28 protein-coding genes are annotated in these 26672 nt (G+C 66.7%); 12 read left to right on the forward strand and 16 right to left on the reverse strand.

Translation table 11 applies throughout. From position 1 onward, the window contains the following. The first annotated feature begins 228 nt into the window (after positions 1-228). Entirely contained in the window at positions 229-942 is a 714-nt protein-coding gene (locus A5678_RS15000; protein WP_068043649.1) for a serine hydrolase, read from the forward strand. Here the strand turns inward: A5678_RS15000 and A5678_RS15005 are convergent. Genes A5678_RS15005 through A5678_RS15020 form a run of 4 tightly spaced genes read right to left on the reverse strand, consistent with a single transcriptional unit; the run spans position 928 to position 5727 of the window. After that, the gene (locus tag A5678_RS15005; protein WP_068043651.1) at positions 928-2478 is read right to left on the reverse strand and encodes an acetolactate synthase large subunit; all 1551 of its coding nucleotides are present in this window, start codon (positions 2476-2478) and stop codon (positions 928-930) included. The genes A5678_RS15000 and A5678_RS15005 overlap by 15 nt on opposite strands. Further along, complete coding sequence (locus tag A5678_RS15010) at positions 2475-3299, reverse strand: amidohydrolase family protein (protein ID WP_068043653.1); 825 nt, start codon at positions 3297-3299, stop codon at positions 2475-2477. The genes A5678_RS15005 and A5678_RS15010 overlap by 4 nt, the downstream gene beginning before the upstream one ends. A gap of 23 nt (positions 3300-3322) precedes the next feature. Then, positions 3323-4090 (reverse strand): fructosamine kinase family protein, encoded by a 768-nt coding sequence (locus tag A5678_RS15015; RefSeq protein WP_068043655.1) that lies wholly within the window; start codon positions 4088-4090, stop codon positions 3323-3325. Beyond that, the gene (locus tag A5678_RS15020) at positions 4087-5727 is read right to left on the reverse strand and encodes an acyl-CoA synthetase (protein WP_068043656.1); all 1641 of its coding nucleotides are present in this window, start codon (positions 5725-5727) and stop codon (positions 4087-4089) included. Before A5678_RS15020 ends, A5678_RS15015 begins: the two co-directional genes overlap by 4 nt. A gap of 34 nt (positions 5728-5761) precedes the next feature. On the opposite strand from A5678_RS15020, the gene A5678_RS15025 reads away from it, so the two are divergent. Beyond that, on the forward strand, positions 5762-6616 hold the full coding sequence (locus tag A5678_RS15025) for a crotonase/enoyl-CoA hydratase family protein (protein WP_068043658.1): 855 nt from the start codon (positions 5762-5764) through the stop codon (positions 6614-6616). 104 nt (positions 6617-6720) lie between these two features. Beyond that, complete coding sequence (locus A5678_RS15030; protein WP_068043660.1) at positions 6721-7560, forward strand: hypothetical protein; 840 nt, start codon at positions 6721-6723, stop codon at positions 7558-7560. A gap of 79 nt (positions 7561-7639) precedes the next feature. Here A5678_RS15030 and A5678_RS15035 read toward each other — a convergent pair whose 3' ends face one another. Genes A5678_RS15035 through A5678_RS15045 form a run of 3 tightly spaced genes read right to left on the reverse strand, consistent with a single transcriptional unit; the run spans position 7640 to position 10643 of the window. Beyond that, entirely contained in the window at positions 7640-8830 is a 1191-nt protein-coding gene (locus tag A5678_RS15035) for a cytochrome P450 (protein ID WP_197502151.1), read from the reverse strand. Positions 8831-8841: 11 nt separating this feature from the next. Further along, complete coding sequence (locus tag A5678_RS15040; protein ID WP_068043663.1) at positions 8842-9558, reverse strand: acetoacetate decarboxylase family protein; 717 nt, start codon at positions 9556-9558, stop codon at positions 8842-8844. Between the two features lie 53 nt (positions 9559-9611). Further along, positions 9612-10643: an LLM class F420-dependent oxidoreductase gene (locus A5678_RS15045; protein WP_068043665.1), complete on the reverse strand. Its 1032-nt coding sequence runs from the start codon at positions 10641-10643 to the stop codon at positions 9612-9614. 77 nt (positions 10644-10720) lie between these two features. Between A5678_RS15045 and A5678_RS15050 the strand changes: the two genes are divergently transcribed. The 4 genes from A5678_RS15050 to A5678_RS15065 are packed head-to-tail and all read left to right on the forward strand — an operon-like array spanning position 10721 to position 14408. Next, positions 10721-11716: a Zn-ribbon domain-containing OB-fold protein gene (locus A5678_RS15050; RefSeq protein ID WP_068043666.1), complete on the forward strand. Its 996-nt coding sequence runs from the start codon at positions 10721-10723 to the stop codon at positions 11714-11716. Positions 11717-11731: 15 nt separating this feature from the next. After that, entirely contained in the window at positions 11732-12796 is a 1065-nt protein-coding gene (locus A5678_RS15055) for a thiolase domain-containing protein (RefSeq protein WP_068043668.1), read from the forward strand. Next, positions 12796-14004 (forward strand): thiolase domain-containing protein, encoded by a 1209-nt coding sequence (locus A5678_RS15060; protein WP_068043671.1) that lies wholly within the window; start codon positions 12796-12798, stop codon positions 14002-14004. The genes A5678_RS15055 and A5678_RS15060 overlap by 1 nt, the downstream gene beginning before the upstream one ends. Then, on the forward strand, positions 14001-14408 hold the full coding sequence (locus A5678_RS15065) for a nuclear transport factor 2 family protein (protein WP_068043673.1): 408 nt from the start codon (positions 14001-14003) through the stop codon (positions 14406-14408). Before A5678_RS15060 ends, A5678_RS15065 begins: the two co-directional genes overlap by 4 nt. Here A5678_RS15065 and A5678_RS15070 read toward each other — a convergent pair. Continuing rightward, positions 14405-14929: a gamma carbonic anhydrase family protein gene (locus A5678_RS15070; protein WP_068043675.1), complete on the reverse strand. Its 525-nt coding sequence runs from the start codon at positions 14927-14929 to the stop codon at positions 14405-14407. The genes A5678_RS15065 and A5678_RS15070 overlap by 4 nt on opposite strands. 126 nt (positions 14930-15055) lie before the next feature. Here A5678_RS15070 and A5678_RS15075 point away from each other — a divergent pair, with 126 nt between their 5' ends. Further along, on the forward strand, positions 15056-16213 hold the full coding sequence (locus A5678_RS15075; RefSeq protein WP_068043677.1) for a Rieske 2Fe-2S domain-containing protein: 1158 nt from the start codon (positions 15056-15058) through the stop codon (positions 16211-16213). A gap of 5 nt (positions 16214-16218) precedes the next feature. Continuing rightward, positions 16219-16683 carry a hypothetical protein gene (locus A5678_RS15080; protein WP_068043679.1) on the forward strand — a complete coding sequence of 155 codons (465 nt, stop codon included), beginning with the start codon at positions 16219-16221 and terminating at the stop codon, positions 16681-16683. Position 16684: 1 nt separating this feature from the next. Here A5678_RS15080 and A5678_RS15085 read toward each other — a convergent pair whose 3' ends face one another. Further along, a complete protein-coding gene (locus A5678_RS15085) occupies positions 16685-17257 on the reverse strand; it encodes a TetR/AcrR family transcriptional regulator (protein ID WP_231983676.1) in 573 nt (190 codons plus the stop codon). Between the two features lie 107 nt (positions 17258-17364). Between A5678_RS15085 and A5678_RS15090 the strand changes: the two genes are divergently transcribed. Next, entirely contained in the window at positions 17365-17655 is a 291-nt protein-coding gene (locus tag A5678_RS15090) for a hypothetical protein (protein WP_231983677.1), read from the forward strand. Here the strand turns inward: A5678_RS15090 and A5678_RS15095 are convergent, their stop codons facing one another. From A5678_RS15095 to A5678_RS15125, 7 genes are all read right to left on the reverse strand, one after another. Further along, positions 17656-18801 (reverse strand): sulfotransferase, encoded by a 1146-nt coding sequence (locus A5678_RS15095; RefSeq protein WP_068043683.1) that lies wholly within the window; start codon positions 18799-18801, stop codon positions 17656-17658. It lies immediately after the preceding gene. Continuing rightward, positions 18801-19583 carry an SDR family oxidoreductase gene (locus tag A5678_RS15100; protein ID WP_068043685.1) on the reverse strand — a complete coding sequence of 261 codons (783 nt, stop codon included), beginning with the start codon at positions 19581-19583 and terminating at the stop codon, positions 18801-18803. Before A5678_RS15100 ends, A5678_RS15095 begins: the two co-directional genes overlap by 1 nt. A gap of 2 nt (positions 19584-19585) precedes the next feature. Then, entirely contained in the window at positions 19586-20725 is a 1140-nt protein-coding gene (locus A5678_RS15105) for a hypothetical protein (RefSeq protein WP_068043688.1), read from the reverse strand. An 87-nt stretch (positions 20726-20812) separates the two neighbouring features. Next, positions 20813-21124 carry a hypothetical protein gene (locus tag A5678_RS15110; RefSeq protein ID WP_068043690.1) on the reverse strand — a complete coding sequence of 104 codons (312 nt, stop codon included), beginning with the start codon at positions 21122-21124 and terminating at the stop codon, positions 20813-20815. Between the two features lie 64 nt (positions 21125-21188). Then, the gene (gene dmpG / locus A5678_RS15115; protein ID WP_068043692.1) at positions 21189-22250 is read right to left on the reverse strand and encodes a 4-hydroxy-2-oxovalerate aldolase; all 1062 of its coding nucleotides are present in this window, start codon (positions 22248-22250) and stop codon (positions 21189-21191) included. Continuing rightward, positions 22247-23191, reverse strand: a complete 945-nt coding sequence (locus tag A5678_RS15120) for an acetaldehyde dehydrogenase (acetylating) (protein WP_068043694.1) — start codon at positions 23189-23191, stop codon at positions 22247-22249. The genes dmpG and A5678_RS15120 overlap by 4 nt, the downstream gene beginning before the upstream one ends. A gap of 52 nt (positions 23192-23243) precedes the next feature. Continuing rightward, positions 23244-24029 (reverse strand): 2-keto-4-pentenoate hydratase, encoded by a 786-nt coding sequence (locus A5678_RS15125; RefSeq protein ID WP_068043696.1) that lies wholly within the window; start codon positions 24027-24029, stop codon positions 23244-23246. A gap of 72 nt (positions 24030-24101) precedes the next feature. On the opposite strand from A5678_RS15125, the gene kstD reads away from it, so the two are divergent. Both kstD and A5678_RS15135 read left to right on the forward strand, forming a co-directional pair. Next, positions 24102-25784: a 3-oxosteroid 1-dehydrogenase gene (kstD, locus tag A5678_RS15130; RefSeq protein ID WP_068043824.1), complete on the forward strand. Its 1683-nt coding sequence runs from the start codon at positions 24102-24104 to the stop codon at positions 25782-25784. A gap of 1 nt (position 25785) precedes the next feature. Beyond that, the gene (locus A5678_RS15135) at positions 25786-26646 is read left to right on the forward strand and encodes a MaoC family dehydratase (RefSeq protein WP_068043699.1); all 861 of its coding nucleotides are present in this window, start codon (positions 25786-25788) and stop codon (positions 26644-26646) included. Positions 26647-26672: the final 26 nt, after the last annotated feature.

Raw genomic sequence — 26672 nt, forward strand, 5'->3', positions numbered from 1 at the left:
GATCCGCCACGGCGAAACCGGCCCCCAGCCCGAGCGCCGCCGCTGGTGTTTGCACCGCAGACCCCGAACGGGATCCGTGGCAGCCTCCCCCGCAGGAGGAGGCACCCCCGCCGCCGCCGGGTTAGCGCGCCGTCACCGTTGTCGCGTGGGCATTAAGACGGTCGACGATAATGCGACACTGCACAGATATGTCGTCGAAGGAGACGCGATGGTTGGTCCGATCAGCGCATGACTTCCCGGCCTCTGGAGACCGCGCTCGAAGCGAGCTTTGAGCAGCTGTCCGCCGCGGTACCGGCGGACGTCGGCATTGCGATCGCCCGGCCGGATCGCACCTACTCGTTGGGTCGGTGGTGGTCCGGCGTCGCATGGTCGACGATCAAGGTGCCGTTGGCGATCGCGGCGCTGCGCTGCGACTGGCTGCACGCAAAGGACCTGGCCGTCCTGGCCATCACGGAGTCGGACAATCACGCGTCGGAGCAATTGTGGTCTCGCTTGGGCGATCCGAAGGAAGCGGCGCGGCGGGTGCAGAGGGTGATCGCCGAGGGCGGCGACACCGCCACCGTGGTCGAATCGCGTCGGCTTCGGCGTGGGTATACGGCGTTCGGCCAGACGCAGTGGACCCTGCAGCGGCAGGCCCGGTTCGCGGCCGAGCTGCCTTCAATCCCCGATTCGGCCGACGTCATCGAGCTGATGCAGCGCCTCACCAGCGGCCATCGCTGGGGGTTGGCCGCCAAAGGGCTTGCGGCCAAGGGCGGTTGGGGGCCCGGCATGCACGGCGACTATTTGGTGCGGCAGTTCGGCATCGTGCCCACGCCATCGGGTCAGTGGGGCGTGGCGCTGGCGGCCAAGGTTCACGACGGGGTCTTTGAGACGGGCGTCGAGGTCCTCAACGCCATGTCCGAGTGGGTCCTCAGCCGGCTTCCCGGGTTAGCCCGCTATTGACGGCACCACGGCGTCGATCAGGTGCGGCCCGGGTTCGCTCAGGGCGTGACGCAGCGCGTCGGCGAGTTCCTCCGCGGTGGTGACGCGACGGGCCGGCACTCCCATCCCCTCGCTCATCTTGACGAAATCCATTGCGGGGCGCGATAAGTCGAGCAGGTCCAGCGCCCTGGGCCCGGGAGCAGATCCGGCGCCCACCCGCGCCAACTCGATCCGCAGGATGTCGTAGGCGCTGTTGTCGTAGATCACGGTGGTCACGTTCAGGTTCTCCCGCGCCTGGGTCCACAAACCCGAAATCGTGTACATCGCGGACCCGTCCGATTCCAGGCAGAGCACCGGGCGATCGGGGGCGGCCACGGCGGCGCCGACGGCGGCCGGGATGCCGTACCCGATCGCCCCGCCGGTCAGCGTCAGCCAGTCATGGGCCGGCGCCCCGGCGGTGGCCTGGGCGAGCAGCACCCCCGATGTGTTCGACTCGTCGACGACGATCGCCCGTTCGGGCAGCAGCGCGCCGATCACGTCGGCCGCTGATGCCGATGTCAGGGCGCCCGCCGGCAGCTGCGGCCGCGCCGCGGCCGCCACGGGGGCAACGGTTCCGGGGGCCAACTCGTCGGCCACCGCGGCGAGCGCCTCGGCGGCGCCGCTGTGCCCGGCGAGCAGATGCACCTCGCAGCCGGCCGGGACGAGGTCGCTGGGCATGTTCGGGTAGGCGAAGAACGACACCGGCGACTTGGCGCCGGCCAGAACCAGATGCTTGGCGCCGTCCAATTGGGCGGTGGCGGCCTCGGCGAAATAGGCCAGCCGCTCGATGGCGGGGACGCCCGCGCCCCGCTCCAGCCGAGTCGGGAACGTCTCGCAAAGTACCCGGGCCCCCGTCGCCTGAGCGATCCGACCGGCGGCGGCAAGCCCCGGACCGCGAGTGGCGTCACCGCCGATCATGAGCACCGTGGGTTCGCCGGACCGCAGCACCTCGATCACCTCGAACGCCAACCGCGGCTCGGCCCCCGCGGGTTCCGCGGGCACGGTGCCGGCGGCTTGCGCCCCGTCGGACCAGGACGCGTCGGCGGGCAGGATCAGCGTCGCGATCTGCGAACCCGCGCGACTGGCTGCGATGGCCTCGGCGGCGTCGGACGCGACCTCCGCGGTGTGTTCGGTGCGACGCACCCACCCCGAGACCGTGCCGGCGAGCGCGTCGATGTCGGATTCCAGTGGGGCGTCGAACTTTTTGTGATACGTGGCGTGGTCGCCGACGATCACCACCATCGGCACCTGAGCGCGCCGGGCGTTGTGCAGGTTCGCCAGGCCGTTGCCCAGGCCGGGCCCCAGGTGCAGCAGCACCGCAGCCGGCCGGCCCGCGATGCGAGCGTAGCCGTCGGCCGCGCCGGTCGCGACACCCTCGAACAGCGCCAGCACGCCGCGCATGCGCGGGACGGTGTCGAGCGCGGCCACGAAGTGCATCTCCGAGGTGCCCGGGTTGGCGAAGCACACGTCGACGCCGCCGTCGACCAGGGTGTTGATCAGGGCTTGGGCACCGTTCACCTGATTGCCTCCAGTTTGAAAACGCGCTCGGCGTTGCCCTGCAGGAAGTCCCGGCGGGCTTCGTCGGCCAGGCCCAGGTCCGGTAATCCTGCCAACGCGTGCGCGTGGGTCATCATCGGATAGTTGCTGCCGAACAAGACCTTGCGTTGTCCGGTACCGGTTTTCATGAACCGGACGAGCTCGTCCGGAAGTCGCTTGATCGTGTAGGCCGACGTGTCGATGTAGACGTTCGGATGCTTGCGGGCGACCGCAACCATCTCCTCGGTCCACGGATACCCGACGTGGCCACACACGATCACCAGCTCGGGAAAGTCGAGGGCCACCTCATCGATGTAGGGGATGGGGCGGCCGGTTTCCGATGGCCGCAGCGGACCGGTATGGCCCACCTGGGTGCAGAACGGCACCCCAAGCTCCACGCATTCGGCGAACAGCGGATAGTAGCGGCGGTCGGTGGGCGGCGCGTTCCACAGCCACGGCACGACCCGCAGGCCCAGAAATCCCTCTCGAACGCGGCGCCGCAGTTCACGGACAGCTTCCATCGGGCGATCGAGGTCGACGGTGGCCAGCCCGCCAAATCGCTTCGGATGCAGGCGGATCCACTCCGCGACCTCGTCGTTGGAGATCAGGTCCTGGCCGTTGGGGCCGCGCCACGCGCTGAGCAGGCCGAAGCCGACGTCGGCCGCGTCCATGGCCGCGATGCTCGCCTCGATCGGGACGCCCGCGTCCGGTATGGAGTCACCAATCCAGCGCCGCAGCGATGCCAGCATGTCGCTGCGCAGGAACCGCGCAGTCGGGTGCTGCATCCACACATCGACCGTCATCGCGATCAAGAGTAGACGCGGTGTCAGAGGGCCAGCGCGGCGCGGGCGCAGGCATGCGTCCGCTGGGCGTGCCCGCCGCCGAACAGCACGACGTGCGCCAGCAGGGGGAAGAGCTGGTGCAGCCCGATGCGGTTGCGCCAGCCGGCGCGCAGCGGCCGCACGCGCTGGTAGCCCTCCAGGACCGCCTCGTAGTGCGGGCAGCCGAACAGCGCGAGCATCGCCAGGTCGCTCTCGCGGTGACCGGCGTGCGCGGCGGGGTCGATCAGCACCACCCCGTCGGGCGTCCACATCACGTTGCCGCCCCACAGATCGCCGTGCAACCGCGCGGGCCGGTCGTCGTCGTCGAAATCGCCCGAGCGGCAACGAGCTACGACGGAATCGATCGCGCCGCGGGTGGAGGCGTCGAGCCGCGCCGCGGCCAGCTCGGCCATTGGGATCAGCCGCTCCTCGGCGTAGAAGTCGCCCCAGCGGCGGTGCCGCCGCAACGACATCGGCAGCGGCTGGGACAGCGGCCCGAAGAACCCGGGTCCGTCCCACCCGTCGGGCCCGGCGCCGAAGGCGGGGGCACCGGCGTCGTGCGTCACCGCGAGCCGGCCGCCGAACGCGAGCGCCGCCTCGGGCGTCGGGGTCGCCGAGTCAAGCCGCCGCAGGGTCAGGCTCGTCGCGTCGACGGAGACAACGTGTGCGCAGGGCACGCCCCCGTCGACGCCGGCCAGCCACCGCAACCCGGCGGCCTCCCACGCGAAGTAGCCGCTGGGAGCGCCCGGGTGTTGCTTGACGAAGTCACTCAAGCGGTCGCGTGGGCGGCGTGCACGTCGTCGGCCGGACGCGCCTCCGTCTGCTCCTTGGCCCAGCGGTAGTCGGGCTTGCCGGCCGGTGACCGCTTCACCTCGTCGACCAGCCAAAGGCTGCGGGGCACTTTGTATCCGGCGATCTCGGAGCGCACGAAGCGGTCCAGCTCGGCCAGCGTCGGCCGCGTACCCGGGCGCGGCTGGACGACGGCGGCCACGTGTTGGCCGTAGCGGGGATCGGGAACGCCGACCACCAGCGCGTCGAACACGTCGGGGTGCCCCTTGAGCGCCGCCTCGACCTCTTCGGGGTAGATCTTCTCGCCGCCGCTGTTGATCGACACCGAGCCGCGGCCCAGCATCGTCACGGTGCCGTCCTCCTCGACGAGCGCCCAGTCCCCCGGGATCGCGTAGCGCACCCCGTTGATGGTCTTGAACGTTTCGGCGGTCTTCTTCTCGTCCTTGTAGTACCCGACCGGGATGTTGCCCTTCTTGGCGATGAAGCCGCGCACACCGGAGCCAGGCTTGACCTCGTTGCCTTCCTCGTCCAGGACGACAGTGCGGTGGTCGATCGTCACGCGCGGGCCGCCGGCGTGCGGCGCGTCCTTCGCGACGATGCTGGTGCCGCCGAATCCGGTCTCCGAGGAGCCGATCGAGTCGGTGATGACCCGGTTGGGCAGCAGCTCGAGCAGCCTTTCCTTGATGCTCGGCGAGAACAGCGCCGCGGTGCTGGCGAGCAGGAACAGCGACGAGAGGTCGTAGTCGTGATCGGTGTCGAGCGCGTCCAGCAGCGGGCGCGCCATCGCGTCGCCGGTGAAGAACAGCAGGTTCACCTTGTGCTCGTGAATCGTGCGCCACACCTCTTCGGCATTGAATTCCGGTGCGAGCACGGTGGTTTGGCCCGAGAAGATCGACATCCAGGTGGCCGACTGGGTGGCGCCGTGGATCATCGGCGGAATCGGGTAGCGCACCATCGGGGGATTGGCGGCGGCGGCCTTGGCCAGGTCGTGCTCGTCCTCAACGAATTGGCCTGTCGCGAAGTCGGTTCCACCGAAGAGCACCCGGTAGATGTCCTCGTGGCGCCACATCACGCCCTTGGGAAAGCCCGTGGTGCCACCCGTATACAGCAGGTAGATGTCGTCGGCGCTGCGCTCGCCGAAGTCGCGTTCGGGCGAACCCTGGGCGATCGCCGAGTAGAACTCGACGCCGCCGTAGCGCTGGAAGTCCTTGTCGCTGCCGTCCTCGATCACCAGGATCGTCTTGACGTTGGGGGTGTCGGGAAGCACGTTGGCCACCCGGTCGGAGTACTGGCGCTCGTGGACCAGGGCGACCATGTCGGAATTGTCGAACAGGTAGCGAAGCTCGCCCTCGACGTAGCGGTAGTTGACGTTCACCAGGATGGCGCCCGCCTTCACGATCCCAAGCATCGCGATGACGATCTCGATGCGGTTCCGGCAGTACAGCCCGACCTTGTCGTCCTTTTTCACCCCTTGATCGATCAGGTAGTGGGCCAGGCGGTTGGCCTTCTCCTCTAATTGGGCGTAGGTCAGCTTCTCGTCGCCGCAGATCAGGGCGACACGGTCCGGCACAGCGTCGATGGCGTGCTCTGCGAGATCGGCAATATTCAGGGCCACGGCCACCAAATTAGAACGTGTTACATTTCTTGACAAGCTCATGCCCCTCGTCGACGGAAAGGCGGTAGCCGTGGCTTTGCAAAATGGTGAGGCCCCAGCAAACGAGCAGTCCGGACCTGACGCGCTGGTCGAACAGCGGGGTCACACCCTCATCGTCACGTTGAACCGGCCGCACGCCCGCAACGCCCTGAGCACCGAAATGATGGAAATCATGGTGCAGGCCTGGGACCGCGTCGACAACGATCCGGACATCCGCTGCTGCATCCTGACCGGGGCCGGTGGCTACTTTTGTGCCGGGATGGACCTCAAGGCGGCAACCAAGAAGCCGCCGGGTGAGTCGTTCAAGGACGGCAGCTACGACCCGTCGCGAATCGACGCTCTGCTCAAGGGCCGCAGACTGACGAAACCCCTCATCGCGGCCGTCGAGGGGCCCGCGATCGCGGGCGGCACCGAGATCCTGCAGGGCACCGACATCCGCATCGCGGGCGAGAGCGCCAAGTTCGGCATTTCGGAGGCCAAGTGGAGCCTGTACCCGATGGGCGGGTCGGCCGTGCGGCTGGTGCGGCAGATCCCCTACACGGTCGCGTGCGACCTGCTGCTGACCGGCCGGCACATCACCGCCGCCGAGGCCAAGGAGATGGGCCTGATCGGGCATGTGGTGCCGGACGGGCAGGCGCTGACCAAGGCGCTCGAGATCGCCGAGATCATCGAGAACAACGGACCCCTCGCCGTGCAGGCGATCCTGCGGGCGATCCGCGAGACCGAGGGCATGCACGAGAACGAGGCCTTCAAGATCGACACCCAGATCGGCATCAAGGTGTTCCTGTCCGACGACGCGAAGGAAGGCCCCCGGGCATTCGCCGAAAAGCGCAAGCCCAACTTCCAGAACAAGTAGCCCTCTTCTCTGCGCCGAGCGTGAACTGAGGGTCACTTTTCGGCCGATTTTTCGCCCTGACGTCACGTTCGGCGCATGTCAGTCCCCCGCGCCACACTGCCGGCATGCGCGAACCATTCATCGGCAGCGAGGCGCTGAAATCGGGCGCACTGACGCGATACCGGTTGCGCAGCCGATTCGTCGCGCTGCATCCGGACGTCTACGTCCGACGCGACACGGATCTCACCGCCGTCACGTGCGCCCACGCCGCATGGTTGTGGTCACGGCGGCGCGGCGTGGTCGCGGGACAGTCCGCTGCGGCATTGCACGACGCCAAGTGGGTCGACCACCGCGGCCCGGCTCAGTTGGTGTACGAACACCGTCGTCCACCGCCGGGCATCCGCACCTGGTCGGAGAGCGTCTCCCCTGACGAGATCCAGTTGATCGGCGGAATACCGGCAACCACCTCGGCACGCACCGCTTTCGATCTTGCCTGCCGGAATCCGACCGGAAGGGCGGTCGCAGCCATCGACGCGCTGGCCCGGGCAACCAGGCTGAATGTCGAGCAGGCCCAACGACTCGCCGAACGCTACAAAGGTCATCGCAACATCCGGCGGGCGCGGCGCGCGCTGGCACTCGTCGACGCGGGCGCGGAATCGCCGCGTGAGACGTGGCTGCGGCTGCTGCTCATCGAGGCCGGCTATCCGCGGCCGCGTACCCAGATTCCGGTCTACGGCGAATACGGCGAGCTCGTCGCGGTCCTCGACATGGGTTGGGAGGACGGCAAACTGGCCGTCGAATACGAAGGCGACCACCATCGCACCGATCGCAGGCAGTTCAACCGGGATATCGCCCGCTACGAAGCGCTGGCCGACCTCGGATGGGTGGCCATCCGGGTCACGGCCGACGACACGCGGGGTGGCATCCTCGGACGCGTGGCCGCCGCTTGGACCCGCCGAACGTGAACGCATGGCTGGTTTCGGCCGGTTTTCTCGCCCTCAGATCACGCTCGGCGCAACGCCGCGAGGGACAGCGGGAGGCCGCTCAGCCGAGCGGCGCGCTCGGCGTGAACGCCACCGGCATTTTCTCCAGGCCCGACACGAAGTTCGCCGGCCGCAAGGGCAGGTCGGCGTCCGAGGCCAGCCGCATGTCCGGCAGCCGTTGCAGCAGCCGGGTCTGCATGATTGACAGCTCCAGCCGCGCGAGCTGGTTGCCGAGACAAAAATGCGTGCCGAAGCCGAAGGCGAGGTGATTGTTCGGGTAGCGCTCCATGTTGAAGGTCTCCGGGTCGTCGAAGACCTTCTCGTCGAAGTTCGCCGACTCGAACAGCAGAATCATCTTCTCGCCCTGGCGCAGCTGGGTGCCGTGGAATTCGGTGTCGGCGGTGATCGTGCGCGCCATGTTCTTAACGGGCGCGGTCCAGCGGAGCATCTCTTCGATCGCGTTGGGCAGCAAGCTCAAATCGGCCGCCAGGCGGCGGTGCTGATCGGGATGCAACAGCAGCTGCCTCGTCCCGCCGGAGAGCGTGTGGCGCGTGGTCTCGTCGCCCCCGATCAACAGCAGCAGGACCTCGGTGACGATTTGGTGGTCCTCGAGGCGCGAGCCCTCGACTTCCGCGTGCACGAGCACACTGACCAGGTCGTCGGTCGGCTCCTTCTTGCGGGTCTCGATCATCCCCATCATGTACTGGCTGTAGGCCGCGAAGGCGTCCATGGTGACCTGGACGTCCGCTTCGGCGGCCGTGCTGCTCAACGCGCCGACCAGGTCGTCGGACCACTTGAGGAACATCGTGCGTTCCTCGGGACGCACGCCCAGCATGTCGCCGATGACCGCCATCGGCAGGGGCGCGGCCAGGTCCCAGACGAAGTCACACTCGCCGCGCTCGCACACCGCGTCGATCAGCGTGTCACACAACGAAACGATCTTGGATTCCAGGTCTTTCACGCGTTTGCGGGTGAACCCGGAGTTGACGAGCTTGCGGCGCAACAGATGTTGCGGATCGTCCATCTCGATCATCATCTCGACCCCGGGTTGGTCGGGGCGGATGCCGCCGGCGTTCGAGAACAACTCCGGGTTGCGCTCGGCCTCGATCACGGCCTGATACGTCGAGGCGGCGGCTAATCCGTTGCGGTCCCGAAAGACTGGCTCGTTCTCGCGCATCCACTTGTAGACGGGCCGAGAGTCACCGGCGTAGAAAGTCCCGTCGGTGAGGTCGACGTCGGGTTTGGTCTTCAACTCGCTAGTGGTCATGAGATCTCCTGGGCATCACCGAATGTCATCTGTACCTGGTCGGCCGAACTGGACAACAGCGCACGCTTCGGAAGGCCAAGCGACGCAAGCTCTTTGGCGTAGGGGTGGTCGCCCAGCCGGACACGCGCACCGCCAAGCCTGGTCCGCACGCCGTCGAGGGTGTGCTCGAAAGCGGTTTCCCGGGTAGTCCCGTCGCGGTGCGAGTAGCTGCGCTGCGCCTGCTGCCGCGGCATCAGCCGAATCGGCAGGCCGGGACGGAAGTCCATGCCGATCACCGGCTGGCCGTCGATGCTGAGGTCGAAACCGAACCGGCGGCCTTCCCAAACGGTGAAGTCACCCATCACCTTCGGGTATCCCCAGATCTTGGTTCCCGCCTCCAGGGTGAACGCCTGGTCGACGGGGAGGTGGTGGATGAAGGCGCCGGCCGACTGCATGGCACGCGGCCCGCTCGCGTTCGATCCGGGTGGGTTGACCATCACGCTGGTGCCGAACTCGTGATACTGGCCCAGGTCGCCGTCGATGTACTGCATCAACATCAGCACCACGATCGCGCGGCCGGGAAGGTAGCGGCAGACCTGCAGGCCGCTGTAGTCGATCAATCGCTGCGCGGCGTCGGCGTCGACGGAGAACATCGCCATATGCTGAGTCGCCTTGCGAATCCGCACCGGCATGGTGAGTACGGTGCCCGCGATGGTGTGCTGCGAGGCTGTCATCGGGCCAATCTAGAACGTGTTCTATTCGTTGGGCAAGCTTCTTCGGGAGCGGGTCAGATCAGCGTGGCGAGCTCCCTGATCTGCGCCTCGTTGCGCCCGTTCACCACCATCATGGTGACGCCGGCGGCCTCCCAGACCTTGACCTGCTCACGGACGTAGTTGATATCGCCGACGATCGCGGCGTCGTCGACGACCTCGTCCGGGATGATCGTCGCGGCCCTGTCCTTCTGATTGCTGCGGAAGAGCTTGGTCACCTCGTCGACCACCTCGGCGTAGCCCATCCGGCGGTACACGTCGGCGTGGAAGTTGGTGTCCTCGGCGCCCATGCCGCCCATGTAGAGGGCCAGGTAGGGCTTCATCGCCGCGAAGGCCGCCGCGCGGTCATCGGTGATGACGATGTTGGCGGTCGCGCAGATCTCGAAGTCCTCGCGGCTGCGCCGCGCCCCGGGCCGCGCGAACCCCTCGTCGAGCCATTCGTTGTAGGTATCCGCCATCCGCGGCGTGTAGAAGATCGGCAGCCAGCCGTCGCAGATCTCGGCGGCCAGCGCCACGTTCTTCGGCCCCTCGGCCCCCAGCATGATCGGAATGTCGGGACGCAACGGGTGGGTGATGGGCTTGAGCGCCTTGCCCAGGCCGGTCGTCCCCTCCCCCGCCAACGGCAGCGGATAGTGCGGGCCGTCGCTGGTCACCGGCTTCTCCCGCGCCCACACCTGCCGCATGATGTCGATGTACTCGCGGGTGCGGGCCAGCGGCTTGGGGAACGGCCTGCCGTACCAGCCCTCGACCACCTGCGGGCCGGAGACGCCGAGCCCCAGGATGTGCCGGCCCCCGGACAGGTGGTCGAGCGTCAGTGCGGCCATCGCGGTCGCCGTCGGGGTGCGCGCCGACAGCTGGATCACCGAGGTGCCGAGCCGCAGCCGGTGCGTCGACGATCCCAACCAGGCCAGCGGCGTATAAGCGTCGGACCCCCACGCCTCGGCGGTGAACACGGCGTCGAATCCGGCTTCCTCGGCAGCGGCGACGAGCTCCGCGTGATTCTCCGGCGGCTGAGCGCCCCAATACCCGAGCTGCAACCCCAGCTTCATAGTCACCAAACCCTTCCGAGGCCGTCCCGAAACCAAAAAATTTGAAACCGTTCTTAGAACCTGTTCTACTCGATGGCGTGACAGCCAGCTCGAGCAGCCCGACCTTGACGGATCACCCTGAGCCACCGCTCTCCGCGCCACTGACGTTGTCTTTCGACTACACCCGTTCGGTCGGCCCCACGCTAAGCAAGTTCTTCACCGCACTGCGTGAGCGCCACGTCCTCGGGGTGCGCGGATCCGATGGCCGGGTACACGTACCGCCGACGGAATATGACCCGGTTACCTACGAGCCGCTGGGCGAGATGGTGCCGGTGTCCAGCGTCGGCACCGTCGTTTCCTGGACGTGGCAGCCCGAACCGCTGGAGGGCCAGCCGCTGGACCGCCCGTTCGCCTGGGCGCTTATCAAGCTCGACGGTGCGGACACCCCGCTGATGCACGCCGTGGATGCGGGTGAGCCCAAGGCCATCAAGACCGGCTCCCGGGTGCACGTGCACTGGGCCGACGAGCCGGTGGGCGCCATCACCGACATCGCCTACTTCGCACTCGGCGAGGAAGCCGAACCGGTGTCCGAACAGCCCGCGGGCGAACAGGATCCGGTCACGATGATCGTCACGCCGATCTCGCTGACAATTCAGCACACCGCCTCCCACGAGGAGAGTGCGTACCTGCGCGCCATCGCCCAGGGCAAGCTGCTGGGCGCGCGCACCGGCGCGCAGGGAAAAGTCTATTTCCCGCCGCACGGCGCGGACCCGGCCACCGGCCAGCCCACCACCGAGTTCGTCGAACTGCCGGACAAGGGCACGGTCACGACGTTCGCCATCATCAACATCCCGTTCCAGGGACAGCGCATCAAACCGCCCTACGTGGCGGCCTATGTGCTACTCGACGGGGCGGACATCCCCTTCCTGCATCTGGTCGCCGACGTCGACGCGCACGAGGTGCGGATGGGGATGCGCGTGGAAGCGGTGTGGAAGCCCCGCGAGGAGTGGGGCTTTGGCATCGACAACATCGAGTACTTCCGGCCGACAGGGGAACCCGACGCCGATTACGACACCTACAAGCACCACCTGTAAAGGGCCCACCTGTAAATGAGCGCTCGCAACGTTGCGGTTGTCGGCTTCGCCCACGCCCCACACGTACGCCGCACCGACGGCACCACCAACGGCGTCGAGATGTTGATGCCATGCTTCGCCCAGCTCTACGAGGACCTCGGAATCACCAAGGCCGACATCGGCTTCTGGTGCTCGGGCTCGTCCGATTACCTTGCCGGACGTGCGTTTTCGTTCATCTCGGCGATCGACTCGATCGGCGCCGTCCCGCCGATCAACGAGTCACACGTCGAGATGGACGCGGCCTGGGCCCTCTACGAGGCTTACATCAAGATCCTGACCGGCGAGGTCGACACCGCGCTGGTGTACGGGTTCGGCAAGTCCTCGGCCGGAATCCTGCGCCAGATCCTGTCGCGGCAGACCGACCCCTACACCGTCGCGCCGCTGTGGCCGGACTCGATCTCGATGGCCGGGCTGCAGGCCCGGATGGGGCTCGACAACGGCAAGTGGAGCGAAGAGCAAATGGCGCGTGTCGCGTTCGACTCCTTCGCCAATGCGCGCCGGGTCGACAAAGTGGAGGGGTCGATCAGCGTGGCCGAACTGCTCGAGCGGCCGTTCTTCGCCGAGCCGTTGCGGCGCCACGACATCGCGCCCATCACCGACGGCGCCGCCGCCATCGTGCTCGCGGCCGACGATCGGGCGCGTGAGCTGCGCGAAAACCCCGCCTGGATCACGGGAATCGAGCACCGCATCGAAACCCCCGCCCTGGGCGCGCGCGACCTCACCGAATCCCCGTCGACCAAGGCGGCGGCCCACGTGGCCACGGGGGGCAAGACCAGCAACCTCGACGTGGCCGAGATCTGCGCGCCCTTCACCCATCAGCACCTCATCATCGAGGAGGCCATCCGGATACCGGGGCCGACCAAGGTCAACCCGTCCGGCGGCGCGCTCGCCGCGAACCCCATGTTCGTCGCCGGCCTCGAGCGTATCGGCTTTGCCGCACAACACATCTGGAACGGATCGGCGAAGCGGGTGCTCGCGCACGCCACCAGTGGGCCCGCGTTGCAACAGAACCTGGTCGCGGTCATGGAAGGAAAGAACTGATGGCCGGTGCAGGACCGAACCTTGCCGCGGTACTCGGTACCGGGCAGACGAAGTACGTCGCGAAGCGACAAGACGTCTCGATGAACGGCCTGGTGCGCGAGGCGATCGACCGCGCGCTCGCCGACTCCGGCTCCACCTTCGACGACATCGACGCCGTGGTCGTCGGCAAGGCTCCCGACTTCTTCGAGGGCGTCATGATGCCCGAGCTGTTCATGGCAGACGCCATGGGAGCCACCGGCAAGCCGCTTATCCGGGTGCACACCGCGGGTTCGGTCGGCGGATCCACCGGTGTGGTGGCCGCCAGCCTCGTCCAGTCGGGCAAATACCGACGTGTGCTGGCGATGGCCTGGGAAAAGCAGTCGGAGTCAAACGCCATGTGGGCGTTGTCCATTCCGATTCCCTTCATCAAGCCGGTCGGCGCCGGAGCAGGCGGTTATTTCGCCCCGCACGTGCGGTCGTACATCCGCCGGTCGGGTGCCCCGCTCAACATCGGCGCCATGGTCGCGGTCAAGGACCGGCTGAACGGGGCCCGCAACCCGCTGGCCCACCTGCACCAGCCCGACATCACCCTGGAGAAGGTGATGGAGTCGCCGATGTTGTGGGACCCGATCCGCTACGACGAGACCTGCCCGTCTTCCGACGGTGCCGCCGCGGTCGTGATCGGCAACGAGGAGGCCGCGGAAGACCGTCTGGCGCAAGGACAACCGGTGGCGTGGATCCATGCAACCGCGCTGCGCACCGAGCCGCTGCAGTTCTCGGGCCGCGATCAGGTCAGCCCGCAGGCCGGTCGTGACGCGGCCGCCGCGTTGTGGAAGGCGGCCGGCATCACCAGCCCGATCGACGAGATCGACGCCGCAGAAATCTACGTGCCGTTCTCGTGGTTCGAGCCGATGTGGTTGGAAAACCTCGGGTTTGCGCCCGAGGGCGAGGGCTGGAAGCTCACCGAAGCCGGCGAGACGGCGATCGGCGGGCGGCTACCGGTCAACCCATCGGGCGGTGTGCTGTCTTCTAACCCGATCGGCGCCTCCGGGCTGATTCGCTTCGCCGAAGCGGCGATTCAGGTGATGGGCAAGGGTGGGGATCACCAGGTTCCGGGCGCACGCAAGGCCTTGGGCCATGCCTACGGTGGCGGCTCGCAGTACTACTCCATGTGGGTGGTCGGCTCTGAAAAGCCCGCCAAGCCCACGCCCGAGAAAGTCGGCGGGTGAGCGACCACCCGGCGCACGAGGCCGGTCGACGCTCGCGCGAGGCGGTCATAGCCAGGGACAAGGACGCGTGGCTGGCGGTGTTCGCCGATGACGCCATCGTGGAGGATCCGATCGGGCCGTCGGCCTTCGACCCGGAGGGCAAGGGGCGCCGTGGCCGCGACGCGATCTCGGCCTTCTGGGACAAGGCCATTGCCCCCACCACCAAAATCGAGTTTGTCTTCCGCGACACCTACCAATGCGGCAACGAGGAAGCCAACGTCGGGCATATCCTCATCACCCACGGTGACTACCAGGTGACCGCGGAAGGCGTGTTCACGTACAAGGCCAACGACGAGGGCAAGATGACCGCCCTGCGCGCGTACTGGGAGATGGACCGCGCCGCCGCGTCGGTCCGGAAGGTCTAGAGCAGCTCGAGTCCGGCCAGGTGCCGCTGCGCCAGTTCGCGGTAGGCCTGGGGATTCACCTTGACCCACATCTCCGCGCCTGTTCCGGCGACCGGGCCCTTGATCTGTGCCGGCGCGCCGACCGCCAGCATGCCGGCCGGGATCTGAGTGCCGGCCGTCACCAGCGAGTGGGCCGCGATCAGGCTCCGCGCGCCGACGACCGCGCCGTCGAGGACGGTGGCATGGTTGGCGATCAGGGCCTCGGACCCGACGTGCACCCCGTGGATGCAGCACAGGTGCGCCACCGTGGCGCCGGGGCCGATGTCGACCGGGATGCCCGGCGGCGCGTGCAGCACGGACCCGTCCTGCACGTTCGCGCCCTCCCGCACCACGATGGGCCCGTAATCGCCACGCAGCACGGTGTTGAACCACACCGAGGCACCGGCCTCGACGACGACGTCGCCGATCAGGGTGGCGGTCGGGGCCACGAACGCGGTGGGATCGACCCGCGGCGCGCGCCCTTCGAAAGCAAACAGCGGCATCGTCTAGATATACCCCGAGTGCGCATACGCCGCGGGAAAGCCCAGCCAGACTCGCCGTCGTTGCGCGCCCCCGCCGCAAAACTGTAACGTGTTCTAGTTAGAGGGGTCGTGAGTTGGAGGTGACTGGTGAGTACCGACACCAAAGCGGTCGGCATCCGGGAAATCGATCCCGGCGCGTTGCCGACGAGGTATGCCCGGGGCTGGCACTGCCTGGGCGTCGCAAAAGACTTCCAGGACGGCAAGCCGCACTCCGTCGAGGCGTTCGGTACCAAGCTGGTGGTTTTCGCCGACTCAAATGGGGACCTGAAGGTGCTGGACGGCTACTGCCGGCACATGGGTGGCGACCTGTCGGAGGGCACGATCAAGGGCGACGAGGTGGCCTGCCCGTTCCACGACTGGCGCTGGGGTGGTGATGGGCGCTGCAAGCTGGTGCCGTACGCCAAGCGCACGCCCAAGACGGCGCGCACCCGCTCGTGGACGACCGATGTGCGCGGCGGACTGCTGTTCGTCTGGCACGACCACGAGCAGAACCCGCCGGACCCCGCGGTGCGGATTCCCGACATCCCGGAAGCGGCCAGCGACGAGTGGACCGAATGGCGGTGGAACCGGATCCTCATCGAGGGATCGAACTGCCGCGACATCATCGACAACGTCACCGACATGGCGCACTTCTTCTACATCCATTTCGGTTTGCCGACGTACTTCAAGAACGTCTTCGAAGGTCACATCGCCTCGCAGTACCTGCACAATGTGGGCCGGCCGGACGTCAACGACCTGGGCACATCGTACGGCGAGGCGCACCTTGATTCGGAGGCGTCCTATTTCGGGCCGTCGTTCATGATCAACTGGCTGCACAACAGCTACGGCGGTTATAAAGCCGAGTCGATCCTGATCAACTGCCACTACCCGGTGACCCAGAACTCGTTCGTGCTGCAGTGGGGCGTCATCGTCGAAAAGCCCAAGGGCATGGACGAAGCGATGACCGAGAAGCTGTCGCGAGTCTTCACCGAAGGCGTCAGCAAGGGCTTCCTGCAGGACGTCGAAATCTGGAAGCACAAGACCCGCATCGACAACCCGCTGCTGGTCGAGGAGGACGGCGCCGTCTACCAGCTGCGCCGCTGGTATCAGCAGTTCTATGTCGACGTCGCCGACATCCAGCCGGAAATGGTGGAACGCTTCGAGATCGAAGTCGACACCACCCGCGCCAACGAGTACTGGAACTCCGAAGTCGAAGAGAACCTCAAGGTCAAAGAGGCCGAAGACGTTCCCGCGGAGCAACACTGACGGACATGCCCGACGATCCGGTTCCTGACGTCGATCGGCTCGCTCGGTCGATGTTGTTGCTGCACGGCGACCAGCACGACCACGACGAACGGCCGCCCAGCACCGAACGCACCGGCGGAGCTCGTTCTGGTTTAGCGTCGAAATCAGGGGATTTCGCCAACGACCCGCAACGCGCCGCCGCCGTCGCCGAGGCCAGCCGCGCCGACCGCGAGCGCTACCTCAGCTCGGGGCTGCTCCCGGTGGACTGCCGGTTCTGCCACGTCACGGTCACCGTGCGAAGGCTGGGCCCGGGCCACACGGCCGTGCAGTGGGACACCGAAGCCTGGCAGCGCTGCGCGCACTTCACGGAGGTGCGTAACTCCGGTGGCGATACCGCACGCACGCGGTCGTGCCCGAAACTGAGCGACAGCATCGAGCACGCCGTCGCGGAAGGCTATTTGGGCGACGCCGACAATCCGGACGCCGGCTGAATCACTGTCCTTGAGGCAATTTGGTTATCGCCTCGAACGCCTCGAGGAATACCGCCGCGATGTCGCCGTCCCGAGCGCTGGCCATCGGCTTCTTCTGCAATAGGACGCGCTGCACGCCGATGCCCAACAACAGGGCCGTGACCATGTCCGCGCGAATCCGGGGCCGGTCCGCGGTTATCCGCTTCGCCAGGTTGCGCGTAAGGCCCTCGTTGAGCTGGTCATTGAGGCGCGCCACCACGGAGGGGTCGCCGCTCGACCGCAACAGCGCAAACAACGGCGCATCGACATCATTACGGGCCTGCAGGACGCGGGCAATCAGCCGATCTCCCAGCGCGTCGTCGGCGGCACCCAGGACCTCCTCTACATTCTCCGAAACATCCGTTGCCTCCGTGAAAAGCCTTTCCTTAGAACCGAAATAGCGGCGAACCAACGTGACGTCCACACCCGCCTTCGACGCCACCTCGCGTAGACCGACGGCGCTGTATCCCCGGGCCAGAAAGAGCTCGCGAGCCGCTTCCAGCAGACGGGTCCGGGTGGCGCCGGCGTCACGGCGGCGGGGCGTCACGGTGTTCATGTCACTCCTTCGCATCGTCTACAACTGTAGACATATCTGCCGCGACGCAGCTAGGGTGGGGATTATGTCTACATGTGTAGACATAATGCAGCAGAGTGGAGGTTGTCATGGCCGGGGTCATGCTCGTCAAACAGCGAGTCGCCAGCATCGACCGGTGGAACGCTGTGTTTCGCGACCCGAAGCTCGACGAAACGCGCCGCCACCATGGCCTGGTGGTGACGGGAACCTACATCGACGACGACGACTCCAGCACCGTCATCGTCGTCATGGAGATGGAAAATATCGGTGCTGCAAGGCAATTCGCGGCATCGTCGGAACTCGCCTCGGCGCGCGAGCGGGCCGGCGCGATCGGCCCTCCGGACGGTGTGTGGTTAGGGCCGCGGCGGATCGACGACTGATTACAGCCCGGCGAAGCGCTCCCTGACGGTTTCGGCGGTCAGCCCGTAATCGGCCAGCGAGTACTTATGTTTCGGAGCCCGCTCGCCGGACTGGCTGTCGGAGTGTGCCTTCTCCATCGCCGCCCGCGCGTCCTCGGTCATCGCCAAACCGAAGTGCCGGTAGATGTCGGCCACCGTGCCGATGGGATCGGCGATCAACTCCTTGTAGTCGACGTCGTAGAACTGGGCCGGCGAGTACTTGGCCCGGGCCGTATTGAAGCGCTCCAACCCACGCGACCAGGTATCCATTGCGTCAGCACCGATTTGGGCCCCGTCGAACGTCGTCGACCATCCTTCCGCGGTGTGCTGGGCCAGCGAGCACATCGAGGCCATGATCGTCTCGACCGGCCGATGCGTCTGAATCACCAGCGCGTCGGGGTACGTCGCCATCAAGGCATCTAACGCAAACAAGTGGCTGGGATTCTTCAGCACCCAACGCTTTTCGGCGTCGTTGAGTCCGATGAGCTGGAGGTTCCTGCGATGCCGCTGGTAGGACGGCGTCCAGTCCTGTTGCGACAGCCACTGCGCATAAGTGGGCAGGTGCGCCAACGTCTCGTAGGACACCGAATGCAGCGACTGCCGAAGCAGCTGCCAGCATTCCTCGAGCTCGTATGCGGCCATGAAGTGCAGGCCGGTGTAGCCGGGGTTGTCCTGGTGGTGCTGGTTGAATTGCGCGTCGAGTTGACGATAAAGCGGGTGCGACTCCCAGGTCTCACGTGGCGGGCGCGGCTGCGGAAACTCGGCCAGCCACATGTGCAGGCCCTGATGTGCGGGGTCGGCGCCCAGCAGGCGGTGCAGCGCGGTGGTCCCGGTGCGCACCAGGCCGGTGACGAAGATCGGGCGTTCGATCGCCACGTCGGCGTGCTGCGGATACTGCTTCCACGAGGCCTCGGACAGCAACCTGGCCACCAGCGCGCCGCGCAGGAAGAACCGATTCATCTTGCTGCCCAACACCGTAAGCCCGGCTTCCCGCCGGTAGGAGTCCAGCAGCACCTCCAGCGCTTCGAGGTAGTTGTCGTCGTTGGACCCGAAGTCGTCGAGGCCGGTCAGCTTGGTCGCCGATGCGTGCAGTTCGTCGACGGTGCCGATATCGGTGCGATCGGACATCAGTGGTGATACTCCCCGCAGTTGACGTCCAGGGTCTGTCCGGTGATGCCGCTGGACAGATCGCTGGCCAGGAAAAGGATCGCCGAGGCGACCTCGTCTTCGGTGGGCAAGCGCTTCAGGTCGGCGTTCGCCGCGGTGGCCGCGTAGATCTGGTCCGCCGTGGTGCCGTACTTGCCGGCCTGGTGTTCGAAATAAGCCTGCAATGTTTCGCCCCAGATATAGCCGGGGGCAACGGAATTGACGCGGATCCCCTTCTCGCCCAGCTCGGTGGCCAACGATTGTGACATGGACAGCAGCGCCGACTTTGCCATCTTGTAGGCGCCGTACTTGGCCTGCGAGTGCCGCAACACCATGGAGTTGACGTTGACGATCGATCCGTGCGACTTCTCCAGCGCGGGCGTGAAAGCCTGGATGAGCCGCAACGCACCGAGCGCGCTGAGCTCGATCGCGTCGCGGATGTGCTGAAAACTGGTGCCCGCCAACGGCTTCATGGATGGCACCCGGAACGCGTTGTTGATCAGCACGTCGACCTTGCCGTAGGTCGCCATCGTGGTCTCGACGAGGTAGTTGACCTCGTCGTCGTCGGTAATATCGGCACGCACCGCCAACGCCTTGTGCCCGGTGTCGTTGATCTGTTTGGCGACGTTTTCCAGCCGCTCCACGGTCCGCGCCGCCAGCACCAGGTCGGCTCCATCCTGTGCGCACCGGTGCGCCAGGGTGGTACCGAGCCCCGGTCCGACGCCACTGATCACGACAACCTTGTCGTTGAGCAATTCTGACATCGTCACCCCAGCATCCTGGCCGCAATTTGTTGTTGACGCAGCGCGATTCGCGCGCGCCATTCGTCGTCGGAGATCTTGTTGTGCTCGAAGTAGGGCAACGTGGCCGGTATGGCGTCGAAGTCGACCAATTCCACGCTGGGGCCGTCCGCCTCGGTGAGCTGACGGGACACCCGCTGCCAGCGGAACTGCAAGAAGCCCCGCCGATGGTTCAGCGTCTCCACCCAGTTGGTCACGCCCGGGTTCTGGTCGGCCACGACGATGCGCACCTTCCCATCCGGATCCGCTTGCGCCTGAGTATTGTTCAGCGAGGTCTGGTGGTTGATGTAGTCCAGCGAGATGTACCACAGGCTGCCCAGTTGGAAGCCGAGGTAGGGCGCGTCGGAGACCGGGATGGTGATCACCAGGGCCTGATCCGGCCTCAGGTCGTAGTGGCCCACCGACGAGTATTGCGTCGCCAAGCCACCCGGCGTCAGCCGGGGCGCCACCATCGTGTTGACCGGGAGGTCGAGATAGAACCACTGCGGGAATTGCAGCCACGTCTTCACCCGGTTGACAAGTTGCTTTCCGGCTGTGGCGTAACGCTTCTCGATGGTTTCGCGAGTCAGCGGCGGCGGAGCGGTGCCCGCGGTGTCCAGCCGCGAGATGGCCAGGGTGCCGCGCTGTGCGGACCAGTCGCCGTAGACCTCGCGGATGACCAGCTGCCCGGGGCTGGTGGGCCGCACCCGCCACTCGAAGCTGCCGTCCGCGGCGATCTCGAGTTCACGGTCATCGAACGCGGCCTGGCTGGCCGGCACGTTGTCATCGGTGTATTCACCGCCGAGCAGCTGGAAGCTCAGGTCGGTCGTGGTGCCGCGCCGGCCGGTGACGACGTAGTCGTGATTGGCGTGCACCCGGGTGCCGAAGTAGAGGGTGTCGGGATTGTCCAGGCCCATCTTGGTGAACGGCCCGGTGCCCGACTGCAGGAATGGGTGGTCGCGGTCGTAGTCGAAGGCCAGGTGTATGCAGGCCGAAACGCAGCCCGCCAGATACTGCAGCCCTTCGAGCAGGTCGGCCTCGGTCTCGATGTGGGGCGCGTCGGCGACCAGTTTCTCGGCTTCGGCGATCGCTTGGGTGAGCGGGCGGGAAAAAGAATCTGCGAACACGCCTAGACGCTAGAACGTGTTCTACTTTTTCGTCAATGGCGAACGTTCCCCCGCGTCGGCCGCACGTTCAAATACGAGGCCGACTCGCTAGGGTGCGCACTGCTGCGACAGATCGATCAGATGCTGTCGCACGTCCGGATGCCGATTCAGGTAGTCGATGACGTTGGGGCCGCCGCCTTCCGCCTCCGACCTGGCCTGCAGCTGCGCGTGCAGGTCGGGATGCCGCTTCAGGTAGGAGTCGATGGAATTACCTACGGTCTGATCGCACTGGGGAGCCGCGTTTGCTGTGCCCGCCAGGGGCACCGCGATCATCGTGGCGGCGGTAGCGGTCAATAGCCCCCCGGCGAGCAGGCCGTACAGCCCGCGGCGGCGAGCGCCGACTGTGTTGGATGTGCTCATGCGCGCCAGCGTACTCGCGACAGCTTTGCGGAACCTGTGCGTTCCGTCGCTCGTGAAGCGGTAGTCAGCGCGAGGCCGCGGCGCCGCTTTCTTGCTCGCGCTTGATTTCCAGCGCGATGTCGATGAGTTGGTCTTCCTGGCCGCCGATGAGCTTGCGCTGACCTGCCCGGTGCAGTAGCTGATGGGCGGGCACGCCGTAGCGCTCGGACTGGCGGATGGCGTGCTTGAGGAAGCTCGAGTACACCCCGGAGTAGCCCATGATCAGCGCGTTGCGGTCCAGCAGGCACTCGGCGGGCATCGCCGGGGCGACCACCTCTTCGGCGGCGTCGGCGATGTCGAAGAAGTCGATCCCGGTCTTGACGCCGATCTTGTCGAACACACCGATGAGCGCCTCGACGGGCGCGTTGCCGGCGCCGGCGCCGAACCGGCGGCACGAGCCGTCGATCTGCTTGGCACCCGCGCGGACGGCCTCCACCGAGTTGGCCACCCCGAGGCCGAGGTTCTCGTGCCCGTGGAAACCGACCTGGGCGTCGTCGCCGAGCTCGTCGACCAGGGCGGCCACCCGGTCGCGCACCCCTTCCAGAACCAGCGCGCCGGCCGAGTCGACCACGTAGACGCACTGGCAGCCCGCATCGGCCATGATGCGGGCTTGCTGCGCGAGCTTTTCCGGCGGGATGGTGTGGCTCATCATCAGGAATCCGACGGTTTCCAGCCCCAGCTCGCGCGCCAGGCCGAAGTGCTGAATGGAGACGTCGGCCTCGGTGCAGTGGGTGGCGATCCGGCAGATCGAGCCGCCGTTGTTCTGGGCTTCCTTGATGTCCTCCTTGGTGCCCACGCCGGGCAGCATCAAAAAGGCGATCTTGGCTTCCTTGGCCGTCTCGGCGGCCAGCTTGATCAGCTCCTGCTCGGGCGTCTTGGAGAACCCGTAGTTGAAGCTCGACCCGCCCAGCCCATCACCATGGGTGACCTCGATGACGGGCACACCCGCGGTGTCCAGGGCGGCCACGATGGCACCCACCTCTTCTTTGGTGAATTGGTGGCGCTTGTGATGCGAGCCGTCCCGCAACGACGTGTCGGTAAGTCGCACGTCCCAGATCGGGTTGAAGAAAATCTCCTGAGTGCTCATGCTTGCATTCCTCCCGCCGTCCGACCAGCGGCCGCCGCTAAGGATTCTTTCGCGATCTCCTCGCCGACCTTGGTGGCCGCGGCGGTCATGATGTCCAGATTGCCCGCGTATGGGGGCAGATAATCGCCGGCACCTTCGACCTCGACAAAGGTGGTGACGACCGCCTGGCCGCCGGAGTTGATCGACGGCTCGTCGAACTGCGGCTCGTTGAGCAGGCGGTAGCCCGGCACATAGGTCTGCACCTCGGCCACCACGTCGTGGATGGATTTGGCGATCGCGTCCCGGTCGGCGTCCTCGGGGATGGCGCAGAAGATGGTGTCGCGCATGATCATCGGCGGGTCGGCGGGGTTGAGGATGATGATCGCCTTGCCGCGCTTGGCGCCGCCGATGGTTTCCACGCCCTTGCTGGTGGTCTTGGTGAACTCGTCGATATTGGCGCGGGTGCCCGGCCCCGCGGAGACCGACGCCACCGACGCCACGATCTCGGCGTAGGGCACCCCGCCCTGATCGACCAGCGCGCGACTAACCGCGTAAACGATCGGGATGGTCGCCTGCCCCCCGCAGGTGATCATGTTGACGTTCGGCGCATCCAGGTGCTGTCGCAGGTTCGCCGGCGGGATGACCGCGGGGCCCACCGCGGCCGGCGTCAGGTCGATCGCCCGAATACCGGCGGCCTCATACTTCGGCGCCGCGTCCCGGTGCACGTAGGCGCTGGTCGCCTCGAACACCAGGTCGGGCTTCTCGGACTGGGCCAGCAGCCAGTCCACCCCTTCGTGCGTGGTCTCCAGACCCAGCTTGCGGGCCCGCGCCAGCCCTTCGCTTTCCGGGTCGATGCCGACCATCCAGCGCGGCTCCAGCCAGTCGGACCGCAGCAGTTTGTAGAGCAGGTCAGTGCTGATGTTTCCCGACCCGACAATGGCCACACTCGCCTTAGCCGGCATGACGCTCCTTTGCGAAGCTCTCGATATTTAAGTCCGACGATTTAATTCGAGACTATTCGAACGACAATTGAACAGAACCCAGGCCCGCGAACTCGGCCACAAACTTGTCACCGGCGTGCGCGTCGATCGCTCGCGTGCACGATCCGGGAAGCACCAGGTCGCCTCTGCGCAGCCGTACGCCGAAGCCCTCCACCTTGCGGGCCAGCCAAGCCACCGCGGTGACCGGGTTGCCCAGCACCGCGTCGGTGCGGCCCTTGGCGACGACCTCGCCGTTGCAGCTGAGCACCGCGTCGATTCCTTTGACGTCGATGTCGCGCGGCGAGACGCGCCCCCCGCCGAGAACGAAGCCCGCGGACGAGGCGTTGTCGGCGATCGTGTCGCACAACTCGATCTTCCAGTCGGTGATCCTGGTGTCGATCAACTCGATCGAAGGGACCAGCGCCTCGGTCGCAGCGAGCACGTCTTCCTCAGTGCAGCTGGCTCCCGGCAGGTCGGCGTTCAGGATGAAGCCGACCTCGACCTCGACCCTCGGCCACAGGTAGCGACTCGCCTTGACCGGCGTGTCCTCGAACAATTGCATCTCGTCCAGCAAATGCCCGTAGTCCGGCTCGTCGACCCCCATCATCTGCTGGATCGCCTTCGATGACAGGCCCACCTTGTGGCCCAGCACGCGGGCTCCCTCGGCGACCCGCTGACGGATGTTGATCAGCTGGATTTCGTAGGCGTCGACGACGTCGATGTCGGGGTGGGCGGCAGTCAGCGGCGCGATCGGTTCGCGGCTCCGCTCAGCCTGTGCCAGCTCGGCAGCGAGCTCGTCTCGCGTCGCAACACTGAGCATCTGCAGAAGTCCCCTCGTTCGTGTGACCGGCCCAGTAGCGCCCGGCCCGGGCAATTCTATAACGTGTTCTACATGACAGCACAGGAGCTCGACGTCGTCGTGGTGGGGAGCGGCGGAGCCGGCATGGTGGCTGCCCTTACCGCCGCTCACCGGGGCCTTTCCACAGTAGTCATCGAGAAGGCCGCGCACTATGGTGGCTCGACCGCCCGCTCAGGTGGAGGCGTGTGGATTCCCAACAACGAGGTGCTCAAGCGTGACGGCGTCCGCGACAACCCCGAGGCGGCCCGGACGTACCTGCACGGCATCATCGGCAACATCGTCGAGCCGGAACGCATCGACACCTACCTCGACCGCGGACCCGAGATGCTGTCGTTCGTGCTGAAGCACACGCCGCTGAAGATGTGCTGGGTTCCGCGCTACTCCGACTACTACCCGGAGGCGCCGGGCGGTCGTGCGGAAGGTCGCTCGATCGAGCCGAAGCCGTTCGACGCCCGCAAGCTGGGTGCCGACATGCCCGGCCTGGAGCCGGCATACGGCAAGGTGCCGCTCAACGTGGTTGTGATGCAACAGGACTACGTGCGGCTGAACCAGCTGAAGCGACACCCGCGCGGAGTGCTGCGCAGCCTGAAGGTCGGCGCCCGCACCATGTGGGCGAAGGCGACCGGTAAGAACCTCGTCGGCATGGGCCGGGCGTTGATCGGCCCGCTACGGATCGGGCTGCAGCAAGCCGGCGTTCCGGTGCTGCTCAACACCGCGCTGACCGATCTCTACGTCGAGGACGGCGTGGTGCGCGGCGTCTACGTCCGCGACACCGGCGCATCGGAGTCATCGGAGCCGCGCCTGATTCGCGCCCGGCGCGGGGTCATCCTCGCCTCCGGCGGCTTCGAGCACAACGAGCAGATGCGGGTGAAGTACCAGCGCGCGCCGATCACCACGGAGTGGACCGTCGGCGCCAAGGCCAATACCGGCGATGGCATCGTGGCCGCCGAAAAGTTGGGTGCCGCACTGGAACTGATGGAAGACGCCTGGTGGGGCCCGACCGTTCCGCTGGTGGGTGCCCCGTGGTTCGCGTTGTCGGAACGCAATTCGCCGGGATCGATCATCGTCAACATGTCGGGCAAGCGGTTCATGAACGAGTCGATGCCCTACGTCGAGGCTTGCCACCACATGTACGGCGGGGAATTCGGCCAGGGCTCGGGGCCGGGCGAGAACATTCCGGCGTGGCTGGTGTTCGACCAGCAGTACCGGGACCGCTACATTTTCGCGGGATTGCAACCGGGGCAACGCATTCCCCGCAAATGGCTCGAGTCCGGGGTCATCATCCAGGCTGACACACTCGAGGAGCTCGCCCAGAAGGCCGGCCTCCCGGCGGCCGAGTTTTTGGCTACCGTGCAGCGATTCAACGGTTTCGCCCGGTCTGGTGTCGACGAGGATTACCACCGCGGCGAGAGCGCGTACGACCGCTACTACGGCGACCCGACCAACAAACCCAATCCCAACCTCGGCGAGCTCACGCACGCGCCGTACTACGCCGCCAAGATGGTGCCCGGAGACCTGGGCACGAAGGGCGGCGTCCGCACCGACGTCCACGGCCGTGCGTTGCGCGACGACGGCACGATCATCGAGGGTCTTTACGCCGCAGGCAATGTCAGCGCCCCGGTGATGGGTCACACCTACCCGGGTCCGGGCGGCACGATTGGCCCGGCGATGACCTTCGGCTACTTGGCCGCACTGCACATTGCGGGGGAGAACTGATATGCCCATCGATGTAGACGTCGCGCTGGCCGCCGAGCTGGAACCCATCGAATTCGCTTGGACGAGCAGCGATGTGCAGCTCTACCACTTGGCGTTGGGGGCAGGCAAGGATCCGATGGACCCGCGCGAATTGCGCTACCTCGTTGACGACACGCCGCAGGTCCTGCCGACGTTCGGCAACGTGGCGGCCACGTTTCACCTGACCAGGCCGCCGACCGTGCAATTCCCCGGTATCGACATCGGACTGAGCAAGGTGCTGCACGCCAGCGAGCGGGTGGAGGCGCCCGGGCCACTGCCGCCGTCGGGATCCGCCCGCGCCGTCACCCGGTTCACCGACATCTGGGACAAGGGCAAGGCCGCGGTGATCTGGAGTGAGACGGCGGTCAGCGCGCCCGACGGCACGCTGCTGTGGACCCAACGGCGCTCCATCTTCGCCCGTGGCGAAGGTGGCTTCGGCGGCGAGCGTGGGCCGTCGACTTCGGACGCGGCACCCGACCGCGCGCCCGATGTCGAGGTCGCGGTGCCGATCCTGCCGCAGCAAGCCCTGCTGTACCGGCTCTGCGGGGATCGCAACCCGCTGCACTCCGACCCGGAATTCGCTGCGGCCGCTGGCTTTTCGCAGCCCATCCTGCACGGCCTGTGCACGTACGGCATGACGTGCAAGGCCATCGTCGACACGCTGCTCGACGGCGACGCCGGCGCCGTGGCCGCCTACGGCGCGCGCTTCGCCGGTGTGGCGTTTCCCGGCGAGACGCTAAAAGTCGGCATCTGGAAGGAAGACGGGCGATTGCTGGCCAGCGTGGTCGCGCCCTCGCGCGACAACGCCGTGGTTTTGAGCGGCGTCGAGTTGGTGCCGGCCTAGGGCTCGCCTTCCCCGGCGAGCGTGAA

The organism is Mycobacterium sp. E2733, assembly GCF_001667585.1.
Classification (GTDB): Bacteria; Actinomycetota; Actinomycetes; order Mycobacteriales; family Mycobacteriaceae; genus Mycobacterium.